The organism is Chitinophaga niabensis (assembly GCF_900129465.1).
Lineage (GTDB): Bacteria > Bacteroidota > Bacteroidia > Chitinophagales > Chitinophagaceae > Chitinophaga > Chitinophaga niabensis.
Map to the genome: position 1 here is coordinate 1,005,209 of NZ_FSRA01000002.1, position 19,683 is coordinate 1,024,891.

Genomic DNA, 19,683 nt, shown 5'->3' on the forward strand with positions numbered 1-19,683 from the left:
CAGCGCTTATTTGAAATAAAAATAGTAGCTTAAATATAAGAATACCTAACTATTGCAATCGATTGTTTCAAGAGATAAAAGAAAGGACTTTTTAACCATCAGCACCCATTTCCCGTTATCCGATTATTGATTCCACTTAAATGAAAATTTATGCACAGAAACAAAGTCTTGTTTGTGACATTAGCTTTGCTTTCAAGCCTATCCGTCTTTTCACAGACCAAGCGATTCTCAGGTAAAGTAACATCTCCGGAAAAAGGCCCTATCCCCGGGGTTACGGTCCAGATCAAAAACACAAAAATTGCCACTGCTACAACGGAAGACGGCTCCTTTGTACTCACGGCTTCGGGAGACGATAGGGTCACCCTGGTTTTTTCCTCCATTGGCTTTGAGCCCAAAGAGGTAGCCGCCACAACAGGCGTGCCTTTAAATGTTGAACTGAAAGACGACACCAGGAACCTCAGCGATGTGGTGGTAGTAGGGTATGGTTCTGTGAAGAAAACAGACCTCACCGGTTCGGTCACTTCCCTGAAAGCAGATAAGCTGAAGGAGATCCCTGCCGTAAGCATTGAACAGGCTATCCAGGGAAGGATGGCGGGAGTGCAGGTGCAACAAACATCCGGCCAGCCCGGTGCGGGGATCAGTATCCGTATCAGGGGTGTTTCTTCTATCGCCGGAGGAAATGAACCTTTGTACGTAATTGATGGTCTGCCCCAGTTCAATGACGATGTGCGTGGCGCAAACGGATTATCTACCATCAATCCTTCAGATATAGAATCAATAGAAGTGCTGAAGGATGCTGCCGCCACGGCTATTTATGGATCAAGAGGCGCAAACGGGGTTGTGATGGTGACCACCAAATCCGGCAAGGTCGGCCAACCCAGGATCACTTTCGAAAGCTCTCTCGGTTTTCAAACCATCCGCAAAAAGCTGGAGATGATGAACAGCCAGGAATACATAGATTATTCAAAAGCCTTCTATACTAATACAGGCCTGCCTATTCCTACTGATCTCGCAAATGCCTCTGCTGCTATTAATACAGACTGGCAGGATGAAGTGTTCCGCACAGGCGCTTTATCTAACAGTAGTTTGAGTATCGGCGGCGGTACGGAAAGGAACCGGTATTTTATTTCGGCCGGATATACCAACCAGCAGGGTATTGTAATGAACAGCGGGTATAAACGCGCAAATGTGAGAGTGAATGTAGACAGTAAAATAAGCGATCGCTTTAGCGTACAATCCCGCATCATGGCCTCCCGCGCAATCCAGGACGGATTCTCTCCTTCCGTGGGAGACAATATCCGCAACTTCGGTAAATCCGGCGTAGGCTCTATTCTCCGCTCCATCACAACAGTGGGCGTATATAATCCTGATGGAAGTTATACGGATACCTCTCCTTTCAGCTTTAATGGTATTGATGTGGAAAACCCGGTAGCCGTAGCTAAAGAAGTATTGGACAGGAATACCACCACCCGCGTACAGGGAGGTCTTGATTTCAAAGCCCAGATATTAAAAGGGCTTTCCAATACCACCCGTGTTTCCGCAGACTTTTATCATATCCGCAGAGACCTCTATTTTCCAAGGCTCCTTCCCCGTTTAGGAAATGCCATCGGCTCCGCTGAACTGGGACTCTATGATAAAACATCCGTACTCGCAGAAGATTTCCTGGAATACAAATACGATATCTCACATGATACTTACCTGGAAGCCATTGCCGGGGTATCTTTCCAAAGGGACCGTTTTAATTCAGTAGACCTTGCGGCATCCGGTTTTGGTAGCGATGCCCTGAAGAATTATAACTTCAGCTCTGCCAACACGGTGAGTAAACCCTTAACGGATGTAACAGAAAGCACCATTATTTCGGGCTTTGCCAGGGTAAGGCTAAACCTGAAGAATAAATACCTGCTTGCTGCGAGCATCAGAAGAGATGGCGCCTCTGTATTTGCAGAAAATAATAAATATGGTGTGTTCCCTTCTGTTTCAGCAGCATGGCGCGTTTCAGAAGAAGACTTCCTGAAGGAAAGTAAATGGTTGTCTAATTTAAAACTAAGGGCCAGCTGGGGTCAGGCAGGTAACCCTGCTATCAAACCTTACCAGTCTTTATTGTTAGGAAGAACTGTGAACACTGGTCAGGGTGCCGGAACCGGCCAGGCTGTAGGGCTTGCGCCTACTTTTCCTAATCCCAATCTGAAATGGGAAACCACTTCTCAAACAAACATTGGTTTGGATGCAGGATTCTTAAATGAAAAATTCCGCCTCACTTTCGATTACTACGTTAAAACAACCACAGACCTTTTGGCGCTGGTACAATTACCACCATCCGCCGGAGTTGGTGCTGGTATTGGTTCCGGGCCAGGTCAGATCCTGGATAATGTAGGAGAAGTACAGAATAAAGGATGGGAACTAACATTGGGGGCCAACATTGTAAATACTGCAGACTGGGGATTCTCTGTGGATGTGAACCTTTCACAGAACAAGAATAAGGTCACCAAAACAAAAGATGGCAAAGACATCCCAACCATTGCAGGCGGTAACGATGCATCCGGTTCAAACAGTATCATCCGCGTGGGTGAGCCGCTTTCTGCTTTCCTCGGCCCCAAATACCTGGGCATGGATAAGAACGGGGTACCCATTCACGAAAACCTGAATGGCGATAAAGATGCCAACGGTGTGGATATTATCAATGCTTTGGATAACCAGATCATCGGAAGCCCCTACCCTGATCTGTATTATGGCATCAACCCCAGCATCCGCTATAAAAAACTTACGCTCACTTCCGTATGGGCTGGTGTAAGCGGATCAAAGATCAACAACTTCGCATTGTTTGAACTAGCCGGTCCAAACGTTGTACAGCAATACAACAAGATGAAAGCTGCCAGCGAGTTTTATCCTAAACCAAGTCTCGCCGCCAGTAATCAGCACTTCCGTTCTTCCCGTTATATGGAAGACGGATCTTTCTTCCGCATGAGGAATATAAGACTGGATTATAGCTTCAACCTGGGTAACAGCAAAACCGTCAAAAACCTGAATGTATATGCGAGCGGGCAAAACCTGATCACCTTTACAAACTACTCAGGCTTCGACCCCGAAGTAAATACATTTAATGGAAACGACCGTAGGCAGGGAGTTGACCTGGGATCTTATCCCGCAGCGAAAACCGTGACCTTAGGCTTTAGCATTACTTTTTAATCCTTACTGTTATGAAACGATCTAATATTTATACCATCATTGCTACGCTTGCATTTATTATGCTCAGCAATTCTGCCTGCGATAAGCTGTTGGAAGAAAAACCAAAGGCCACCATCGCACTCGGCGCCCTGGACCCCATTCTCCTGGAACAAACAATAATAGGTGTATATGAACCCATGACCAGAAGTCGTGGCCGCCTGTGGGAATCCACAGTGGGGCTGGGCTTTGAGCTCATGGCAGAATATGCAGACGGGGGTTCTGTTCAGCTGAACTGGAGCAATTATAATAACGTAATGAATGCACCAAACAGCATGGCCCAACCGTGGACCACTTTATATGAAGCGATAGGAAGGGCCAATCTCCTGATCGTAAACCTGGACGCTAATACCACATTATCAGACGCGCTGAAAAAATCAGCATATGGAGAAGCCTATTTCGTAAGAGCGGTATGTTACTATTTTGCAGTGAGGGTATGGGGGAAAGTACCTTTACGCTTAAAGCCCATCCTTAACTCTAATGATGTAGCGCTGGCTTTGTCAGAAACCAATGCTATCTATGACCAGATCATTACGGACCTGAAGTTTGCAGAAACCGCATTACCGGCCACAGTGGTGGAATCCAAAGCCGGCAGGGCAACATCAGGAGCAGCAAAAGCAGCGCTGGCAGATGTTTATCTTACACAGGGCGATTATCAGAAAGCTCGTGATAAAGCAAAAGAGATAATAGATAACAAAGCCACTTACGGGTATGATATAGAACCATCATTAAACACCGTGTATTCTCCCACGCTTGCCACAAATAAAGAAGATATCTTTTCCCTGAAGTTTTCGCAGGTACAGGAAAGAGGAAATTTTATGGCTTCTTATTGGGCAGACTCCAGGGCAAAGGCCGCAGGCTTTTCCGTGAGCGGAAATAAATTCGGCGGCATTATGTCCCAGGCCCCATTGATCCGCGATTGGGATAACAACGACCTTCGTAAGAAACTAAGTGTATATAATAGTTACATCATTAACGGTGTAGTAACAGCAGCAGAAGCAGAACCGGGGATCTATGATATGCGGATGGGCAAATACAGAGACCCCAACGCCCCTATCGATACCGGCAATGGAAACGATCTTTATTTCTGGCGTTATGCAGACGTATTGCTGATCTACGCAGAAGCAGAGAATAAGCTCAACGGCCCCACGAATGCTTATGCTGCCATTAATACTTTGAGAAGAAGGGCCTTTGGTGTGAGCATGACGGTACCAAGTGCTGTAGCAGATCTGCCTGCCGGCCTTACACAAACCGCCTTTGACGATATGGTGTTCCGCGAAAGAGGATATGAATTTATCGGGGAATTCAAACGTTGGTTCGACCTCGTGCGTACCGGAAGAGCAGCAGCCGTTATCGGGGCAGCAAGAGCTGTGATCCCAACTCCTGCAAGGAAACCCATTCCTACTAAATTCCTGTTTGCTTTACCCGATGTAGAATTACAGAATAATCCACTAGCCAAGTAATACATAAAAAGGGCCGATGCTAATCGGCCCTTTTTATTAAAACACTTTGTTCAGTTGTTCTTTAAAAGTACCCGTTCCTTCCCGGAGATACGCATCGCCATAAGCAGATTCCCACAGCGCGAGAAATTCCTCTTCAATGCCCGTGGGTGATTTGGGCAGCGATAACTCCTGGTGCCGTATGATCCCATATTCCCGGAAGTAATTGATATGTCCTTCCACCCTTTCAGGCACACCATTTAGATCATAACCTTTAACAACCAGGAATGGAATATCCCGGATGATCACGATCGGGAACCGCGGCATGATATAAGCCGCTTCCGGGGGAGGAAGGTCTGGCCGGCCAATTTTTACGGTAGGGTAGAATTCTTCCGGGGGGAGCTCAAACAGCACCCTCAATATCCAGAAAGCTCCTACAGCATCCAGCGTATTAGCCGGAACGGCAGCAGAGATCTCTTCCAATGCTTTTGTTTTTCCCTGCGGGATCAGTGTATTCACTACAGCCATCACATCGGCAGGATTGTATGCATCAACAGGTGTATGCAGCACTTTATTCAGCAGCGCGTTCATAATAGATAATTTATTTTCTGTTTTCCGGAGGGCCATATACAAACACTTGTATAGACCCCACCATGATGCCATTCGTTTTTAATTGAAACCAATACATGCCGGCATGGGGTAAAGGAAGCGGCGGAACTTCCACCGCAAACTCTATTGGCAGATGCGGATCGTTGCCAAAGATCTCCATTGCCCTTGTATCCAGTAATACCTCATGCGTGGCAGCATCCACAAAATGAAGCGTGATCTCCTTCTTCCCGATCACATTGGACAGCGAAACAAAAACGCCCACAGAACGTCCGAAAGTAGCAGGGAACGTAGCCACATTCAATTGATGGAATGTTCCGGCAATCACAAATTTACCCGTGTTATGGTCACGGTAAATATGATCTGCCAATAATAATGCCTGTACTTTGATATCCATTCCCTGGTTGTTATTGTGGCCCTGCAGAACCATCGTGAGTTGGGATCGCGGAAGTAGAATCCCATGTGCCCTGTGCAAAACGATGCAACCGGCCTACACCCAATCCGGATGGTTCAGAAAGAGAAGATAATAATCCTCCGGCCTCTGGTGCATTCCCTACAGCAAATCCTTGTGTGGCAGGATCTGTGGTAGTGAAGTAACAGGCGGAGGAAATAGACCAGTGACCTTGTGTATTATTACCAAAGCTCCTGCGCTGCCAGAAATCATGAGTGCCGCCGGAAGCCGGAGAAATATTTCCTGCTCCATCAACAGCCCATGCTTCCCAGTAAAGAGGAGTGAGCCCGTCAGGAAGTGCATTGCCCGCAGCATCCTGCGCGCGCCGGGTGCTTTCTATCTTTTGAACGATCCAGCCATTGCGGCCGCTGGTACTGAAAGAAATATCCCATTTAAAGTGGCCGTGGTTATTCCATACTGCCGGTGTAGTAGTAGCAGAGGAAATATCATTCCCCGCAACGGCCCCCACAATGCTGCCGAAAACATTGCCAAAAAAAGAACCGACGGGCCGGCCAACATCGCCAACAAATTCTCCCACAGTGCGGCCTCCCACATCCTCTCCTTCCTGGGCGCTGGGATTTAATCCACTACTGTCGCCATGCTTCGATGTTTTACCGGATGCAAAGAAAGGCTGTGTGTTATGAGAAGAAGTAGCGCTCGTTATACTGTTCATAAACTGTTTGGAAGAACGCGAACGCGCAGCATATGCACTCGTTTTCATGATAGAAGTTTTAATTCAGTATTCGGGGTTTATTCTGGGGTCTGTGTTAAATCCTGGTCCTTAAGAAAAATGCTATGCGGAATCGGGGTATCTATGCTTATTTAAATATACGCATCTTCCCGAAGACCTCAAAAAATACTCAATGCTATTGTTAATCAACAAGTTGAAAATAAACAACTGATCCATTAACAAACAATTAACGTTTATGATTGGATATATATAGTTTCTTGGTGTTGGTTTAAAAGCCAATTATGCTCCTTCCCCCCATTCATGTGAATTTTGTGATCCTCGCGATCATTGTGCTTGAAATTGCTATCTTCTTTAATCAATTCCTGTTCTTCCTCGCGCGCAAACACGAGAAGAACAGGAAGTATCATATGATACTCACTGTTCTGCTGATCCTTTATAACATAGGAGAAAACCTGTTTGTACTGCCGGACCCTTTATTCCCTGTTCCTATTATGGTGCAGAATATCGTTAGTGAAAGCACGGGATATTTTGTAACCATGTACATCCCTTTCTATTGTTACAAAACACTGGAATTAAAAGGACTACGTTTTCATGGGAGATATGGGTTCCTGTTCCTCCTCATACCTGTTGGGTTTTTATACCTGATCTATTACCCCCTTACCAACGATTTCGATTTCGTACTCAACTACGCGTATTATCTACCCGCCTGTTATGCAGTAACAGCATTAGTTGCAGCTTACCGCGCTATCCGTTCAAAGTATAAGGAAGATGGCGATAACAAAAGCTATCGTCAGCGATTGTGGATCTTTTGGGTGGTAGTGGTTTGGTGTGCTTCGCCAGCGATCGACCTTATATCCACTGCCGAAAAATGGTTACTGGGGGCACTTTTCAACAACCTCAATTTCATCCTGCTCAGTTCCTTCTTTATGGTCAAATCCGTGAGAAAGTTCATGGAAGAACGGGACCAGTTGCGGGAAGCAAAAGATACTTTAACACAGAAAGTAAAAGAAAAGACCTACCAGCTGGAAAGGTCCAATGAGCAAAGGACCAACGCCCTGGTAAATCTCGTTCACGAAACAAAAACACCACTGACCTTAATAAAGAACTACCTGGAAGAGTACATTAATAAGTATGGATATAAAGAAGAACTGGGTATTGTAAAGAACAATATTGATAAACTGAATAAAGACATCAGCAACCTCTTTGACCTGGAAAGATATAACAAGGGCTTTGAGATCTACAACCACAACCAGGTGGCCAATTTCAGCCGCATACTAAAGGACGATCTTGTATTGTTCAAAAACTATTGCCGCAACAAGAACATCACCTTACGCGAAAGCATCACAGAGAATATCTTTATCAAGGCAGATCCCGGGGCCATCAACGGTATTGTTGTTAACCTCACGGAGAATGCCATAAAATATACCAACGAAGGTGGGCAGATCAATATCGAACTAACAACAGAAGGGAATAAGATCATTTTTATTGTAAGTGATAATGGCATTGGCATTACCCGCGAATTACATGAAAGGATCTTTGAACCTTATTACCAGATCAATTCGGAAAAAGGCGGGTTCCAGGGAATGGGGCTGGGTTTACCGATCGTTAAAAAAACAGTCAACGATCTGTTGGGAGACATTGTTATTGAAAGTAACCCGGAAAATGGCCCCGGCACAAAGATCAGGGTCATCCTGCTAAAATATGAACAGCAGGAAAAAGAAGAGATCAGCCAGGCTTACAATGTGAATAATTACGCCGGCCTGGAAATAAGCAAGCTCAGCATTGCAGACTCCATCTATGATGAGAAAAAACAGACGGTCATGATCGTAGAGGATAATACCACTATGGTCAGTTACCTGTTCAAAAAATTAAGTCCGAAATACAATATAACGGTAGCCTTCAACGGAACGGAGGCCCTGCTAAAAATGAGGGAGTACCCCGTATTGCCCGATCTCATCATTTCAGATGTGATGATGGATAAACTGGATGGATTTAAGCTGGCCAAAATACTTACCGAAGATCCGGAGTATAAACACATCCCTTTCATCTTCCTGTCTGCCAAACATACTCCCCAGGACAGAGCACAGGGCCTGAAGCTCGGTGCCATCGACTTTATACAGAAACCCTTCAGCTCTGATGAATTGATCCTGAAGGTCAGTTCCGTACTGGAAAATACTGCCAAACAAAAACACGCCTTTTATGACAATGCCATAAAAGCCCTCAAGACCGGAGGACATCTTGATTTTAAGCAAAAAGACCCCACAAGCAAGTTTGAGCAAAACTGCAAAGCCTATCAGTTAACCCCCCGCGAAATAGACATCACCAAACTGATCAGCGAAGGTTATTCCTACAAACAAATTGGTGACACCCTCTTTATTGCCGAAAGAACAGTTAAAAAACACGTTCAGAATATCTTTGAAAAAGTAGCCATCACCAACAAGGTACAGTTGATCAATAAGCTCGAATCGTAGCCCGAAACCAGCCATGGCAGGCACTAATACTCCTTTATACGCATTAAAATAAGGCGGGTTCCTTATTGTTTTTCCCTGCCGGGCAGCCGAAATTTGATTCCTGAATACCTAATCTTAACCCACATGGCTTCCCACGATATCCTTGACGAACAAACATCCGGCGAAATAATGAAATCCATTTTTCGCACCACCCTTCACGAGATCGGCACCCCGATCAATGCTGTTGTATCTGCTTCCCGGTTATTAAAACTGGAACTGGACAACGGAAACACAGAATTTGCCCATGAGCTGATCCAGATGATCTTTTCCTCCTCCAACTACCTGCACGAAATATTCGAACGGGTAAGAGTCGCTGCCCAGCAGGAGAACATGCAAAAGTTCCAGATGGATGAGATCATCTTTGATTTCAGGAAGTGGATGGACAACCTGCTGCATTCCATGGCCGCCATGTTCATGGAAAAGGAGATCTCAATCGTGAAGCGCGTGGCAGATGATTTTCCCTCCACCATTTATGCAGACAGAACTTATCTGACCCAGGTTATTTACAACATATTAGCTAACGCATTGAAATACAGCCCTAAATCCACGGGTGTAACCATTGTTTGTTACGTACGGGAAAAGGACATGGCCTGTATAGAAATAACAGATCAGGGGATAGGGATCCCTTCCTCAGACCTGCCCCATATCTTCAAAGAGTACCACCAGATCGTTTCCGGGTATAAAACAAAGTTCGGGGGAATGGGCCTGGGGTTATCGATTGCAAAGAACTTAACAAACATTATGGGAGGAAATATAGAAGTAAAGAGTGAAGTGGGTGAAGGAAGCACCTTCACGGTAACCCTCCCCTTAAAGAAATAAGTCTCGTAGAGACGTTTGGGGAAGACGACGAATCGATAGCAGAGAAAAGCTATCGTTATCACATGCAAATGGCCCTCGATTCTTCGGGGGCTTTTTATTGGAACAAATAATTTAATTACATTACAGATAGTTGAGCCGCCATTACCAATAATTAAAAAATGGAAGAATCCCTTACGGTAAAAATAACCTGCCCCTGTATAAGACAGTCATGTTTTGAACATCAGCTGAAGATAGTAAAGACCAAAAGGCCAAGACCGATGGTTGTACAGATTGCATGCCCCTTTGCAAAAGAGCAGTTCTGTTTGCAAACAATCAATTTAGAACTACCCACCGGATCACAACCGGCACCAGATCAAGGCTTATTAAGGGGCGACTAAAAAATAAAGCGATGACCGAAGAGGCAAAAGATATTATTTCAATACAAGCCACTGCAGCAACCACCACGGACAAAAGCTGGCTGGATTGGCAACAGAAAGAAAAGCAGGAAACGGTAAAACGGCTGGAAGACACTGCGAAGTTCCTTTCGGGAATATCTTCATTGAGCCTTTCAATACTACTGGGAGTGAACAGGGAAGCGTTGAAACATTTCAGTAATTCTACCGGACTAAAGATCGCTCTCTGTTGCTGGCTCCTGTCTGTTGTGTTTACCCTCATCGTGGTATTTCCATTCAGGTATAAATATGCATCAAATAGTGCCGATGCCATCCGTGCTTTGTATCAACGGATCAGTCAAACTAAATTCCTGCTATTAGTTTTAGGGACGTTGTTATACCTGGCCGGGTTGAGCATGATGGTCTACTTCTATTTATATCGCCAGGCCCCGGCGGTGTAACAATTAATATCTTCTATGCAATATCATGAACTGGTATTTTCAGCAGCAGCAGCCACGCGCTTAAAAAAAGGCTATGGAAAGCTGCTGCATAAACTTAACCTGGGCAAAACTCTTGATGCTGCTTACCTCGCTGCGCTTACACTGGCTATGCGGGAGCAGTTGTATGCACAGAAAAAGCTCACTGCTTTTTGGCAGAAAGCAGCAGCTGCCCCGGAAAGCACGCATCATTTACACCTGGTACACCGGGATAAGGAATTACTGAACCTGCCATGGCAAATGGCGATCGACGGCGACAAACATCCCTCCGTATATATCAGCAAAGGATTTATTGCAGAACAACCATCTGCTGTTTATACTCCACAAGCAGGGCCACTGAAGATCCTGATAATGATCTCTTCGCCTGAAGACGAACAGGCATATAAGCGGCTGTCTTTCGAAAAAGAAGAAGAAGTATTACTGGAAGCTTTGAGGCCAATGTATGAAAGCGATCAGGTGGAGGTATCGTTCACCATCACGGGCAGTCTCGAGAGCCTCGAAGCAAGCCTGGCGAAAGAACATTTTCACTTGTTATACTTTAGCGGTCACGGCGGATATAAGCATAAGAAAGGTTACCTGCTGCTGGAAGAGGAGAAAACAATGAAAGGTATAGAGGTCTCCGCAGATCTTTTTGCGGCAGCAGTATGTAAGTACCCGTCACATATACCTGCACTGGTGATCCTGGCGAGTTGTCAATCCGCGGAAGGGGATGTGGAAGAAGGTTTTCCCGGCATTGCCGATGAATTAATGGCAGCAGGGGTACCTGCAGTAATAGCGATGGCATTCAGTATACCGGACGAGTATGTAACGATATTTGCCACACACCTGTTTGAGGCATTCGGTCAGCGGGAAACACTGCTGACTGCTTATGTAAAGGCGTTGCATGGACTGGAAAACGCGGAAGCCACTTATGCAATGGAAGAAGATTATAACCTGGCACCAACACAATGGCTGGTGCCGCAGTTGTACTTCAAAGAGCCCGTAGAACATATTGTGCAATGGACAGGCAGGAAAAAAAAGACACAAAAGAAACGGCTCAATGCAACAGGAGAATACCGCTTCATTGGCCGGCGGCGTGAGTTGAGTCGTTTGTTACCCTTCCTCTATGAGGGAAAGCCGGTATTACTGCTTGGCCAGGCAGGTGTAGGTAAAACAGCGCTGGCAGAAAAGGCAGTACAGCGTTTGCTGGCCGCAGATAGTAAGCGGGTACAATTTCGCTTTGAATCGCGGGACCTAAGTGCCGGGGCCATCAAAACCCATCTGGAAGCGTTTTTATCACACACAGGTGAATTGGAATATTTATTGGGAATAGTGCGCAAAAAGTTCCGGCCCCTGTGGGTAATAGATGATATGGATGTTATGCAGTCTGCTCCCGGAGGAGCCTTACGGGACAATACCTGGCTGAACTGGTTACAGCAGGAGGTAATACCCTATGATCCTGTATTATTCATCTCTCGTTACAATGTACCTGAACTCGCAAATGTGCAGGTTCTGGCAGTAAATGAAGCGTCATCCGGAGACCTGTTTACACATCTGATGCAGTTGGAAGCAGCAGCAATACTGATCACGCAACCGCATGCGGACCCCTTAGTGATCACAGAGATCGTATACAACGCATTGGGCGGTCATTATATGGCCTGGGCCTGTTTTAACCGGCTATACAGACAGGCCCCCGGCACTTTATGGAAAATAATTGAAAAGATCTGGAGTGCCAAAGACCCGTCAAACACAATGCACCTGTATAATAAAATAACGGAAAAAGTACAGGAGGAGATGGATAAGGAAGGCCGGTCTGTAAACCTTAACCAACCAGGTGCTTTGCTTGAAGAGGCCGATTGGCAAACCTTGCAGCTACTAGCTCATTTCCGCACACCGGTACCATTACAGGCACTGGAAATGCAACCAGTGACCATTGACTGGCAACCTGTTCTATCTAAGTTGCGTGGACTGTCTCTCGTGGAAGAACATCTGCAGGTAACACAACCGGCTTATGGTGTAACGCGATTGGTGAATGTATGGCTGCAACAACAAGAGCGGGGGGAAATCAGCTTTTCTGCTAAACAAGCCGGAGATTATTATTACGCAAGGGAGAAAGAAACGGAGGAACTGATTGATCTTATAGAAGCATTCTGGCATTACCTGCCGGAACAGCATGCGGAACGGATTAATGAAACGGGATTAAAGCTTGCGCGGGCATATTATGATAAAGGAACGTATGATCAGGCACTGCATTACGCATTGCATACCTTAACAACCTGCGGGGATAGTACTTACCCGGAAGTGTTGAACATTATCGCAGCGGTATACAGGCGCCAGGGAGCGTTGCCAGAAGCGATAAAATTCTGGACGGCCTTTTATGATGCCGCAATAAATACCGGGAACCGGGTACAGGAAGGGTTGGCCCTGAACAATCTTGCTGCACTATTGCACGAGCTGTCAGAAACAGAGGATGCCAAAACAATGATGGAGCGGTCACTGGCTATTGCACGGGAAACAAATGACCAGAGAGAAGTGGCATCCCGCCTGAACAGCCTGGGGAAAATAGTGGAAGGGCAACATGATCATGTACGTGCAAGGGCATTATATGAAGAGAGCCTGCAATTGTGGAAAGAAATGGATGATGTTGTGGGAGAAGCGCAAACGCTGATGAATCTGACAGATGCTTTCGCCCATACGGGAGAAGTAGAAAAGGCGCAGTTATCATTACGTTTTTGTATAACAATTTTCAAAGAGGCCGGAGAAATAGATTCGGAAGCAACAGCTTATGAGAAACTGGGCGAATTGCTCCTGGCCTGCGGAGAACAAGAAGAGGCATTGGACCTTCTGCATAAATCCCTGCAGTTATATAGCTCATTGCGTAGCCGCGGAGATCAATCCCGTGTATTAGACCTCATTGGACAGCTATATACAGGCATGTCTTATTTCGATCAAGCCCTTGCTTACTTAACAAAAAGCCTCGCTTTTGCGCGGCAACTGCAACAGAGATATACAGAGATCCCAATGCTGATACACCTGAGTAATCTATACCGGGTAAAAGGGGAACCGGACAAAGGCATTTCCTATGCAAAAGAGGCGATGATAATTTCCCGGGAAGAAGAAGACAAAGAAGCTGAGGCCGACTGTTTATTTCAACTGGGTTATCTATACTTAGAAAAGGGCGATAGGGAAAGGAGCGTCCGATATTTCAAACAAAGCAAAAAGCTAATGGAAACCTTTGGGACCGCTGCCCGCCAGGACCTGCTGGATGCCATAGCGCATCATATCTCGCCCCCCGAAGATTTTGCCACACGGTTATCGCTCCTGGAAAAGCAATTAGTGGATTGCCGTAAGCAGGGAAAAAAATTGTATGAAGCGGATATATTGTATCTAATGGCAGAGATCGCGCTGCAGGCGGAAAAAGGAGAAGCGTTTTTTGAATGGGCAGACGAGGCCTATGATATTTACACCCAATTGGAACATATGCCGGGTATTTTCCGGACAGGCTGTTTACTGGGGAACATCCTGTACCTCAACGAAGATCCGGAAGACCGGGCTGAAGGACTGGAACTATTACAACTAAGTTTCCAGATAGGCCAGAAAGAAGGATATCCCGGCACGGAGGACATCGCTGCATTTATCAAAGGAGAATTATCATAGATGATCAACTCCGGATGTACTGAAAAGAAAAAAGGCCTTGAGTTTTTACACTCAAAGCCTTGTATTTTCCGTGGTGTGAGCCGGGATCGAACCGGCGACACAAGGATTTTCAGTCCTTTGCTCTACCAACTGAGCTACCGCACCATCTACCCCTTTTGTCTAGGGGAATGCAAAAGTAAGATATTCTTCGAAAAAACAAAAAACTTTATTGAAGAATTTCCTGACGCGCTACAATTCCATTCCACAATTCATTCCGCCACTCTAATGCCTTCATCGCAAAAATAGCACTTTCCTCCCATTTCGTTTCATCATCCCCACATAATTCCTTTACCATCTGTTGCGCTAAGATACTATGGTGATCGCCATCCACTTCAATATGCCTTTCCAGGTAATAAACAAAGATATCCAGCTTGCCCGGGAACTGCTCATTCAGATCTTTTACCAGTGAATAGAACATATCCGGAATAAGGTCTTCCCGGCCGTAAGTGAACACAGCCGCCATGATATGGGCCTTGCCCGTAGCGATCACATCAAAAGTAAAATCCAGGAATCCTTTAACCGAAGCCGGTAATGCTGTTGTGAGATCTTTGATAGCCTTGCCCTGCCGTACCCCTGAAACAAGTTGCATGATAGCGGTAGTATCTGCCCCTGCCTGCTCCATTGCCTTAAGGTATAGTTCAAAATGGCTGAATCGCCGGCCAGAAGCATCCACATCACTTTCTTCGCCCACTACAATCTCATTGATCAGGAAGCGTGTGTCTGGCGACCCCTTTGGAACCCATGGAATTGTTACGCAGGTAAGTTCCTGCTGTAATCCTTTCAACAGGCTCATGAAGTCCCATACCGCAAAAACATGATGTTCCATGAACAGCCGTACATCTTCCATGGTTTTTAGCTGACCGTATAAGGGATGTTCCACAATACGGTTCCTTACAGCTGCTATACTTTCTTCGATCTGTTTAATTCCCATATTCCACAAGGAACTTAATCCTTACCAGTTTTAATTGTTCAATTGTATAATTCCCCTCCGTCAGCTCCTCTTTCGCAATCTGCAAACTGGAGGTTTCACAGCCCTTAAAGTACTCAATGATCTCATCCTGCGCATAATCATCCAGCTCCTCATCAATACAATAATCCAGGTTCAGTTTGGTACCGCTGGCTACAATCGTTTCCATTTCATCCAGCAGTTGGGGAATGGTCAGTTCCTTGTTCTTCGCAATGGTTTCCAGGGGCATCTTTTTATCGATGTTCTGAATGATGAACACCTTCAGCCCACTCTTGTTCACCACGCTCTTCATCACAAAATCATCCGGTTTCACAATGTCATTCTCCTCCACGTACTTGGCAATCACATCCACGAACTTCTTACCATAACGGATGGCCTTCCCTTTGCTTACGCCGGAGATCTTTTCCAACTCCTGAACAGTGGTAGGGTATTGCGTAGCCATATCTTCCAGGGAGGTTTCCAGGAAGATCACAAAAGGCGGCAGGTTCTTTTCCTTTGCCACTTTTTTGCGGAGTTCCTTTAACATCTCTACCAGCACAGGATCCGCAGATGCCTGTGTTTCCCCGGTACCGCCATCTTCATCTTCTCCACCCCCATCGCTTTCATCAAACTGATGGTTCAGGGAGAACCAGATGGAAAATGGCTTCTTGATGAATTTATTTCCTTTGGCCGTGATCTTCAGCAGGCCATATTCTTCAATATCCTTTTCGATCAATCCTTCCAGCATCATCTGGCGGATCAGGGAATTCCAGAAATGCGCATCGAATTCTTTCCCCTCTCCGAACACCTCCAGTTTATCGTGCTGGAAAGTGGTGATTTGGGGGTTGCTTTGCCCTGTAATGATGTTCACCACATAGTCGGTGCCAAAACGCTCCTCAAGCTGCTGAATGGCCTTTAAAACGATAAAGGCGCGGTTCTTTACCTCTATCTTTTCTTTCGGATGAAGGCAGTTATCACATTTACCACAGTTCTCTCCTTCGTATTTCTCCCCGAAATAGTGCAGGATCACTTTCCGGCGGCAAACGGAACTTTCCGCATAGGCCACGGTTTCGTTAATGAGCTGCGCCCCCATTTCCCTTTCGGAAAGTGGTTTATCCCGCATCAGGTGTTCCAGTTTCTGCACATCCTTGTAGGAATAGAAGCAGAGACAGATCCCTTCAAGGCCATCACGACCGCTGCGGCCAGTCTCCTGGTAGTAGTTTTCCAGGCTTTTGGGAATATTATAGTGGATCACAAAACGCACATCCGGTTTGTCTATTCCCATTCCAAAGGCAATGGTGGCAACGATCACTTCCACATCCTCATGCAGGAACATATCCTGCCGCCCTGCGCGGGTAGTGGAATCCAGCCCGGCATGGTAGGCTACGGATTTGATGCCGTTGGCCACCAGCATATCTGCCAGTTCTTCTGTGGTTTTACGGTTCAGCGTATAGATAATGCCGCTTTTGCCTTTATGCTGGTGAATGAACTTCACGATATCTTTGATCACCAGGTCCTTTTTCCGCTTGGCGCGGATCTCGTAATACAGGTTCGGGCGGTTAAAGGAAGAAATAAAGATCTCCGGTGTACGCAGTTCCAGGTTCTTCACAATATCGCTCTGCACTTTGGGAGTGGCTGTAGCCGTTAATGCGATAATAGGCAGTTCAGGGTTGATCATTTCGATCATTTCCCTTAACCTGCGGTACTCTGGCCGGAAGTCGTGACCCCATTCAGAGATACAGTGTGCCTCGTCAACAGCAATGAATGATATTTCCAGCTCTTTGAAGAAGTCTATATTTTCCTGCTTGGTGAGTGTTTCCGGTGCTACATACAGCATTTTGGTTTTGCCGCTGGTCAGGTCCGAGCGCACTTTTTTAATTTGCGCCTTTGTGAGCGTGGAATTGAGAAAATGCGCCACGTTGTCTTTGCTGCTGTATGAACGGATCAGGTCCACCTGATTTTTCATCAAAGCAATTAACGGACTTACGATGAGTGCCACGCCCGGACTCATCAATGCAGGCAGCTGGTAGCACAAAGACTTACCGCCACCCGTTGGCATTATCACGAAAGTATCTTTTCCGGAAAGTATATTTTTTATGATCTTCTCCTGGTTACCCTTAAAGGAATCAAATCCGAAATGTTCGTGTAATGCATCCAACAAACTTACCTTTGCAACAGCCATCACATATAAAGTTTAATACTAATTATATCCTGAGATACTCGAAGCTGATAGATGAAAAAATTTCAGCATGTATTTTTGGGGGACACGAAATTACTTAAAAAACCACTTTGTGTCAATATAATTTATATGACCGTTGGCCTTATTTAAAAAATGATAAATTTGTAGCTGCCAGATGAAACAGAAGACTATCGTAAATATTCAGGATACAGCAAAACGGACTATCAGGCTGGAATCTGCAGCCATTGGGAGCCTGGAACAATACGTCAATGATGATTTTGTGCAAACTGTGGAGTTGATTGCCCAAATAAAGGGCCGTGTTGTGGTCACAGGCATTGGAAAAAGTGCCATTATTGCCCAGAAAATAGTCGCAACCCTCAATTCTACCGGTACACCCGCTTTATTTATGCATGCTGCAGATGCCATCCATGGCGATCTGGGGATGGTAACCCCGGACGATGTGGTTATTTGCATCTCTAAAAGCGGGGAATCCCCGGAAATTAAGGTGTTGGTGCCTTTGGTAAGGAACCTGGGAAATACGCTGGTGGCCATTGTAGGCAGAACAGACTCTTACCTGGCCCAGTCGGCACATTTTGTGCTGAACACTACGGTGTCTCAGGAAGCCTGCCCTAATAACCTGGCCCCTACTACCAGTACCACGGCACAACTGGTAATGGGAGATGCCCTGGCAGTTTGCCTGATAGAACTGAAAGGGTTCACAGCAGAGGATTTTGCCAAATTCCATCCCGGTGGTACCCTGGGTAAGAAACTGTACCTCAAGGTCGGCGACCTGAGCAAATTGCACCAGTTGCCGGTTGTGAAGCTACAGAGCACCCTCCGGGAAGTGATCGTGGAGATCTCTTCCAAAATGCTGGGTGTTACCGGCGTAGTGGATGATAAAGGCCACCTGCAGGGGATCATTACAGACGGAGACCTGAGAAGGATGTTGGAGAAGAACATGGATGCCGCCGGTGTAAAAGCACAGGACATCATGAGCAAAAACCCCAAAACCATCCAGCAGGATGAACTGGCAGTAAATGCCCTCGAATTAATGAGAGAGTACGACATAACGCAACTATTGGTCATGAAAGATGATCAGTATCATGGAATTATACATTTACACGATTTAATCCGAGAAGGAATTATTTGAGCGATGACATCTTTAAATAACCATTTTTACGTGGCCATTATGGCCGGAGGAATTGGTAGCCGCTTTTGGCCCTATAGCCGGACGGATTACCCAAAGCAATTTCTGGACATCCTGAACACAGGTAAAACCCTGTTACAATGGACCTATGAACGGTTCACCCAGTTTGTACCGGCAGAGAACATCTTTGTGGTTACACACCACAACTATGCTTCCACCGTAGCCAAACAACTGCCTTTATTGCCCCAGGACAATATCGTCAGCGAACCCTCCAGGAAAAATACTGCGCCCTGTGTGGCATACATCTCTCATAAGATCCATAAGAAAGACCCCAAGGCCAGCATCATTTGCGCACCGGCGGACCACCTGATCATGGACCCCACACAGTTCACCAGTACCTGCCTCAATGCGCTGTTATTTGCACAAAAGAACAATGCATTGCTCACGCTTGGTATTAAACCAACCCGCCCGGACACGGGCTATGGTTACATTCAATACGAAACCCAGCAGGTGGCAGACAATGTGTACCAGGTTAAAACCTTCACTGAAAAGCCCAACCTGGAACTGGCAAAGACCTTCCTGAAAAGCGGGGACTTCCTCTGGAACGCAGGGATCTTTGTATGGAACGCCAAAAGCATCCTGCAGGCATTTGCTACCTACCAGCCGGAAATGGATGAACTGTTTGTGCAGGAGACCGCAGCGCTGAATACACCTGCGGAGAAAGATGTGATTGAAAAGATCTACTCCCAGTGTACCAATATATCCATCGATTACGGCGTGATGGAAAAGGCGGACAACGTGTATGTTATTCCTTCCAACTTTGGCTGGAGCGACTTGGGCACATGGGCTTCTGCCTATGAGAACCTGGAAAAGGATTACCTGGGAAATGCCGTACAGGGAAAGAATGTAATGGTGATAGATGCTACCAAATGTATGGTAAAGGCCCCCAACGATAAGCTGGTGTTATTACAGGGCCTGGACGACTTTATTATCATCGATACGCACGATGTGCTGATGATCTGCAAGAAAGAGAACGAACAGCAGATCAAGGAATATGTGGCAGAAGTAAAGCGGCACAAAGGCGAGAAATATTTATAACAAAAAAAGCCGTCCTGCATTTAGGACGGCTT

General features: G+C 46.0%; 13 protein-coding genes and 1 tRNA gene. 8 read left to right on the plus strand and 6 right to left on the minus strand.

Annotated elements, in window-relative coordinates:
• Positions 1–150 precede the first annotated feature (150 nt).
• Positions 151–3,186 carry a SusC/RagA family TonB-linked outer membrane protein gene (locus BUR42_RS21080; RefSeq protein ID WP_074241587.1) on the plus strand — a complete coding sequence of 1,012 codons (3,036 nt, stop codon included), beginning with the start codon at positions 151–153 and terminating at the stop codon, positions 3,184–3,186.
• A gap of 11 nt (positions 3,187–3,197) precedes the next feature.
• Positions 3,198–4,685, plus strand: a complete 1,488-nt coding sequence (locus BUR42_RS21085) for a RagB/SusD family nutrient uptake outer membrane protein (RefSeq protein WP_074241588.1) — start codon at positions 3,198–3,200, stop codon at positions 4,683–4,685.
• Between the two features lie 36 nt (positions 4,686–4,721).
• Here BUR42_RS21085 and BUR42_RS21090 read toward each other — a convergent pair whose 3' ends face one another.
• From BUR42_RS21090 to BUR42_RS30220, 3 genes are read right to left on the minus strand one after another with little or no spacing between them, the layout of a single operon-like run.
• Positions 4,722–5,252 carry a hypothetical protein gene (locus BUR42_RS21090; RefSeq protein ID WP_143197540.1) on the minus strand — a complete coding sequence of 177 codons (531 nt, stop codon included), beginning with the start codon at positions 5,250–5,252 and terminating at the stop codon, positions 4,722–4,724.
• Between the two features lie 10 nt (positions 5,253–5,262).
• Positions 5,263–5,664, minus strand: a complete 402-nt coding sequence (locus tag BUR42_RS21095; protein ID WP_143197541.1) for a DUF6941 family protein — start codon at positions 5,662–5,664, stop codon at positions 5,263–5,265.
• 10 nt (positions 5,665–5,674) lie between these two features.
• Positions 5,675–6,439: a hypothetical protein gene (locus BUR42_RS30220; RefSeq protein WP_074241591.1), complete on the minus strand. Its 765-nt coding sequence runs from the start codon at positions 6,437–6,439 to the stop codon at positions 5,675–5,677.
• A gap of 251 nt (positions 6,440–6,690) precedes the next feature.
• On the opposite strand from BUR42_RS30220, the gene BUR42_RS21105 reads away from it, so the two are divergent.
• From BUR42_RS21105 to BUR42_RS21120, 4 genes are all read left to right on the plus strand, one after another.
• Positions 6,691–8,880, plus strand: a complete 2,190-nt coding sequence (locus BUR42_RS21105; RefSeq protein WP_074241592.1) for an ATP-binding response regulator — start codon at positions 6,691–6,693, stop codon at positions 8,878–8,880.
• Positions 8,881–9,003: 123 nt separating this feature from the next.
• Complete coding sequence (locus tag BUR42_RS21110) at positions 9,004–9,738, plus strand: sensor histidine kinase (RefSeq protein WP_074241593.1); 735 nt, start codon at positions 9,004–9,006, stop codon at positions 9,736–9,738.
• Between the two features lie 388 nt (positions 9,739–10,126).
• A complete protein-coding gene (locus BUR42_RS21115) occupies positions 10,127–10,570 on the plus strand; it encodes a hypothetical protein (RefSeq protein WP_143197543.1) in 444 nt (147 codons plus the stop codon).
• A gap of 15 nt (positions 10,571–10,585) precedes the next feature.
• Complete coding sequence (locus tag BUR42_RS21120) at positions 10,586–14,242, plus strand: tetratricopeptide repeat protein (RefSeq protein ID WP_074241595.1); 3,657 nt, start codon at positions 10,586–10,588, stop codon at positions 14,240–14,242.
• A gap of 71 nt (positions 14,243–14,313) precedes the next feature.
• On the opposite strand, the gene BUR42_RS21125 is transcribed toward BUR42_RS21120, so the two are convergent.
• The 3 genes from BUR42_RS21125 to recQ form a co-directional block, all read right to left on the minus strand.
• Positions 14,314–14,386: transfer RNA gene (locus tag BUR42_RS21125), tRNA-Phe, on the minus strand.
• 61 nt (positions 14,387–14,447) lie between these two features.
• Positions 14,448–15,212 carry a DUF3050 domain-containing protein gene (locus BUR42_RS21130; protein ID WP_074241596.1) on the minus strand — a complete coding sequence of 255 codons (765 nt, stop codon included), beginning with the start codon at positions 15,210–15,212 and terminating at the stop codon, positions 14,448–14,450.
• On the minus strand, positions 15,202–17,409 hold the full coding sequence (recQ, locus tag BUR42_RS21135) for a DNA helicase RecQ (RefSeq protein WP_074241597.1): 2,208 nt from the start codon (positions 17,407–17,409) through the stop codon (positions 15,202–15,204). Before recQ ends, BUR42_RS21130 begins: the two co-directional genes overlap by 11 nt.
• A 172-nt stretch (positions 17,410–17,581) precedes the next feature.
• Between recQ and BUR42_RS21140 the strand changes: the two genes are divergently transcribed.
• Complete coding sequence (locus BUR42_RS21140) at positions 17,582–18,556, plus strand: KpsF/GutQ family sugar-phosphate isomerase (protein WP_074241598.1); 975 nt, start codon at positions 17,582–17,584, stop codon at positions 18,554–18,556.
• Between the two features lie 3 nt (positions 18,557–18,559).
• Positions 18,560–19,651 (plus strand): mannose-1-phosphate guanylyltransferase, encoded by a 1,092-nt coding sequence (locus tag BUR42_RS21145; RefSeq protein ID WP_074241599.1) that lies wholly within the window; start codon positions 18,560–18,562, stop codon positions 19,649–19,651.
• Positions 19,652–19,683: the final 32 nt, after the last annotated feature.

Coding starts and splice junctions, on each gene's coding strand:
- BUR42_RS21080 (WP_074241587.1), top strand. CDS start 151: ATGCACAGAAACAAAGTCTTGTTTGTGACATTAGCTTTGCTTTCAAGC.
- BUR42_RS21085 (WP_074241588.1), top strand. CDS start 3,198: ATGAAACGATCTAATATTTATACCATCATTGCTACGCTTGCATTTATT.
- BUR42_RS21090 (WP_143197540.1), bottom strand. CDS start 5,252: ATGAACGCGCTGCTGAATAAAGTGCTGCATACACCTGTTGATGCATAC.
- BUR42_RS21095 (WP_143197541.1), bottom strand. CDS start 5,664: ATGGATATCAAAGTACAGGCATTATTATTGGCAGATCATATTTACCGT.
- BUR42_RS30220 (WP_074241591.1), bottom strand. CDS start 6,439: ATGAAAACGAGTGCATATGCTGCGCGTTCGCGTTCTTCCAAACAGTTT.
- BUR42_RS21105 (WP_074241592.1), top strand. CDS start 6,691: ATGCTCCTTCCCCCCATTCATGTGAATTTTGTGATCCTCGCGATCATT.
- BUR42_RS21110 (WP_074241593.1), top strand. CDS start 9,004: ATGGCTTCCCACGATATCCTTGACGAACAAACATCCGGCGAAATAATG.
- BUR42_RS21115 (WP_143197543.1), top strand. CDS start 10,127: ATGACCGAAGAGGCAAAAGATATTATTTCAATACAAGCCACTGCAGCA.
- BUR42_RS21120 (WP_074241595.1), top strand. CDS start 10,586: ATGCAATATCATGAACTGGTATTTTCAGCAGCAGCAGCCACGCGCTTA.
- BUR42_RS21130 (WP_074241596.1), bottom strand. CDS start 15,212: ATGGGAATTAAACAGATCGAAGAAAGTATAGCAGCTGTAAGGAACCGT.
- recQ (WP_074241597.1), bottom strand. CDS start 17,409: ATGGCTGTTGCAAAGGTAAGTTTGTTGGATGCATTACACGAACATTTC.
- BUR42_RS21140 (WP_074241598.1), top strand. CDS start 17,582: ATGAAACAGAAGACTATCGTAAATATTCAGGATACAGCAAAACGGACT.
- BUR42_RS21145 (WP_074241599.1), top strand. CDS start 18,560: ATGACATCTTTAAATAACCATTTTTACGTGGCCATTATGGCCGGAGGA.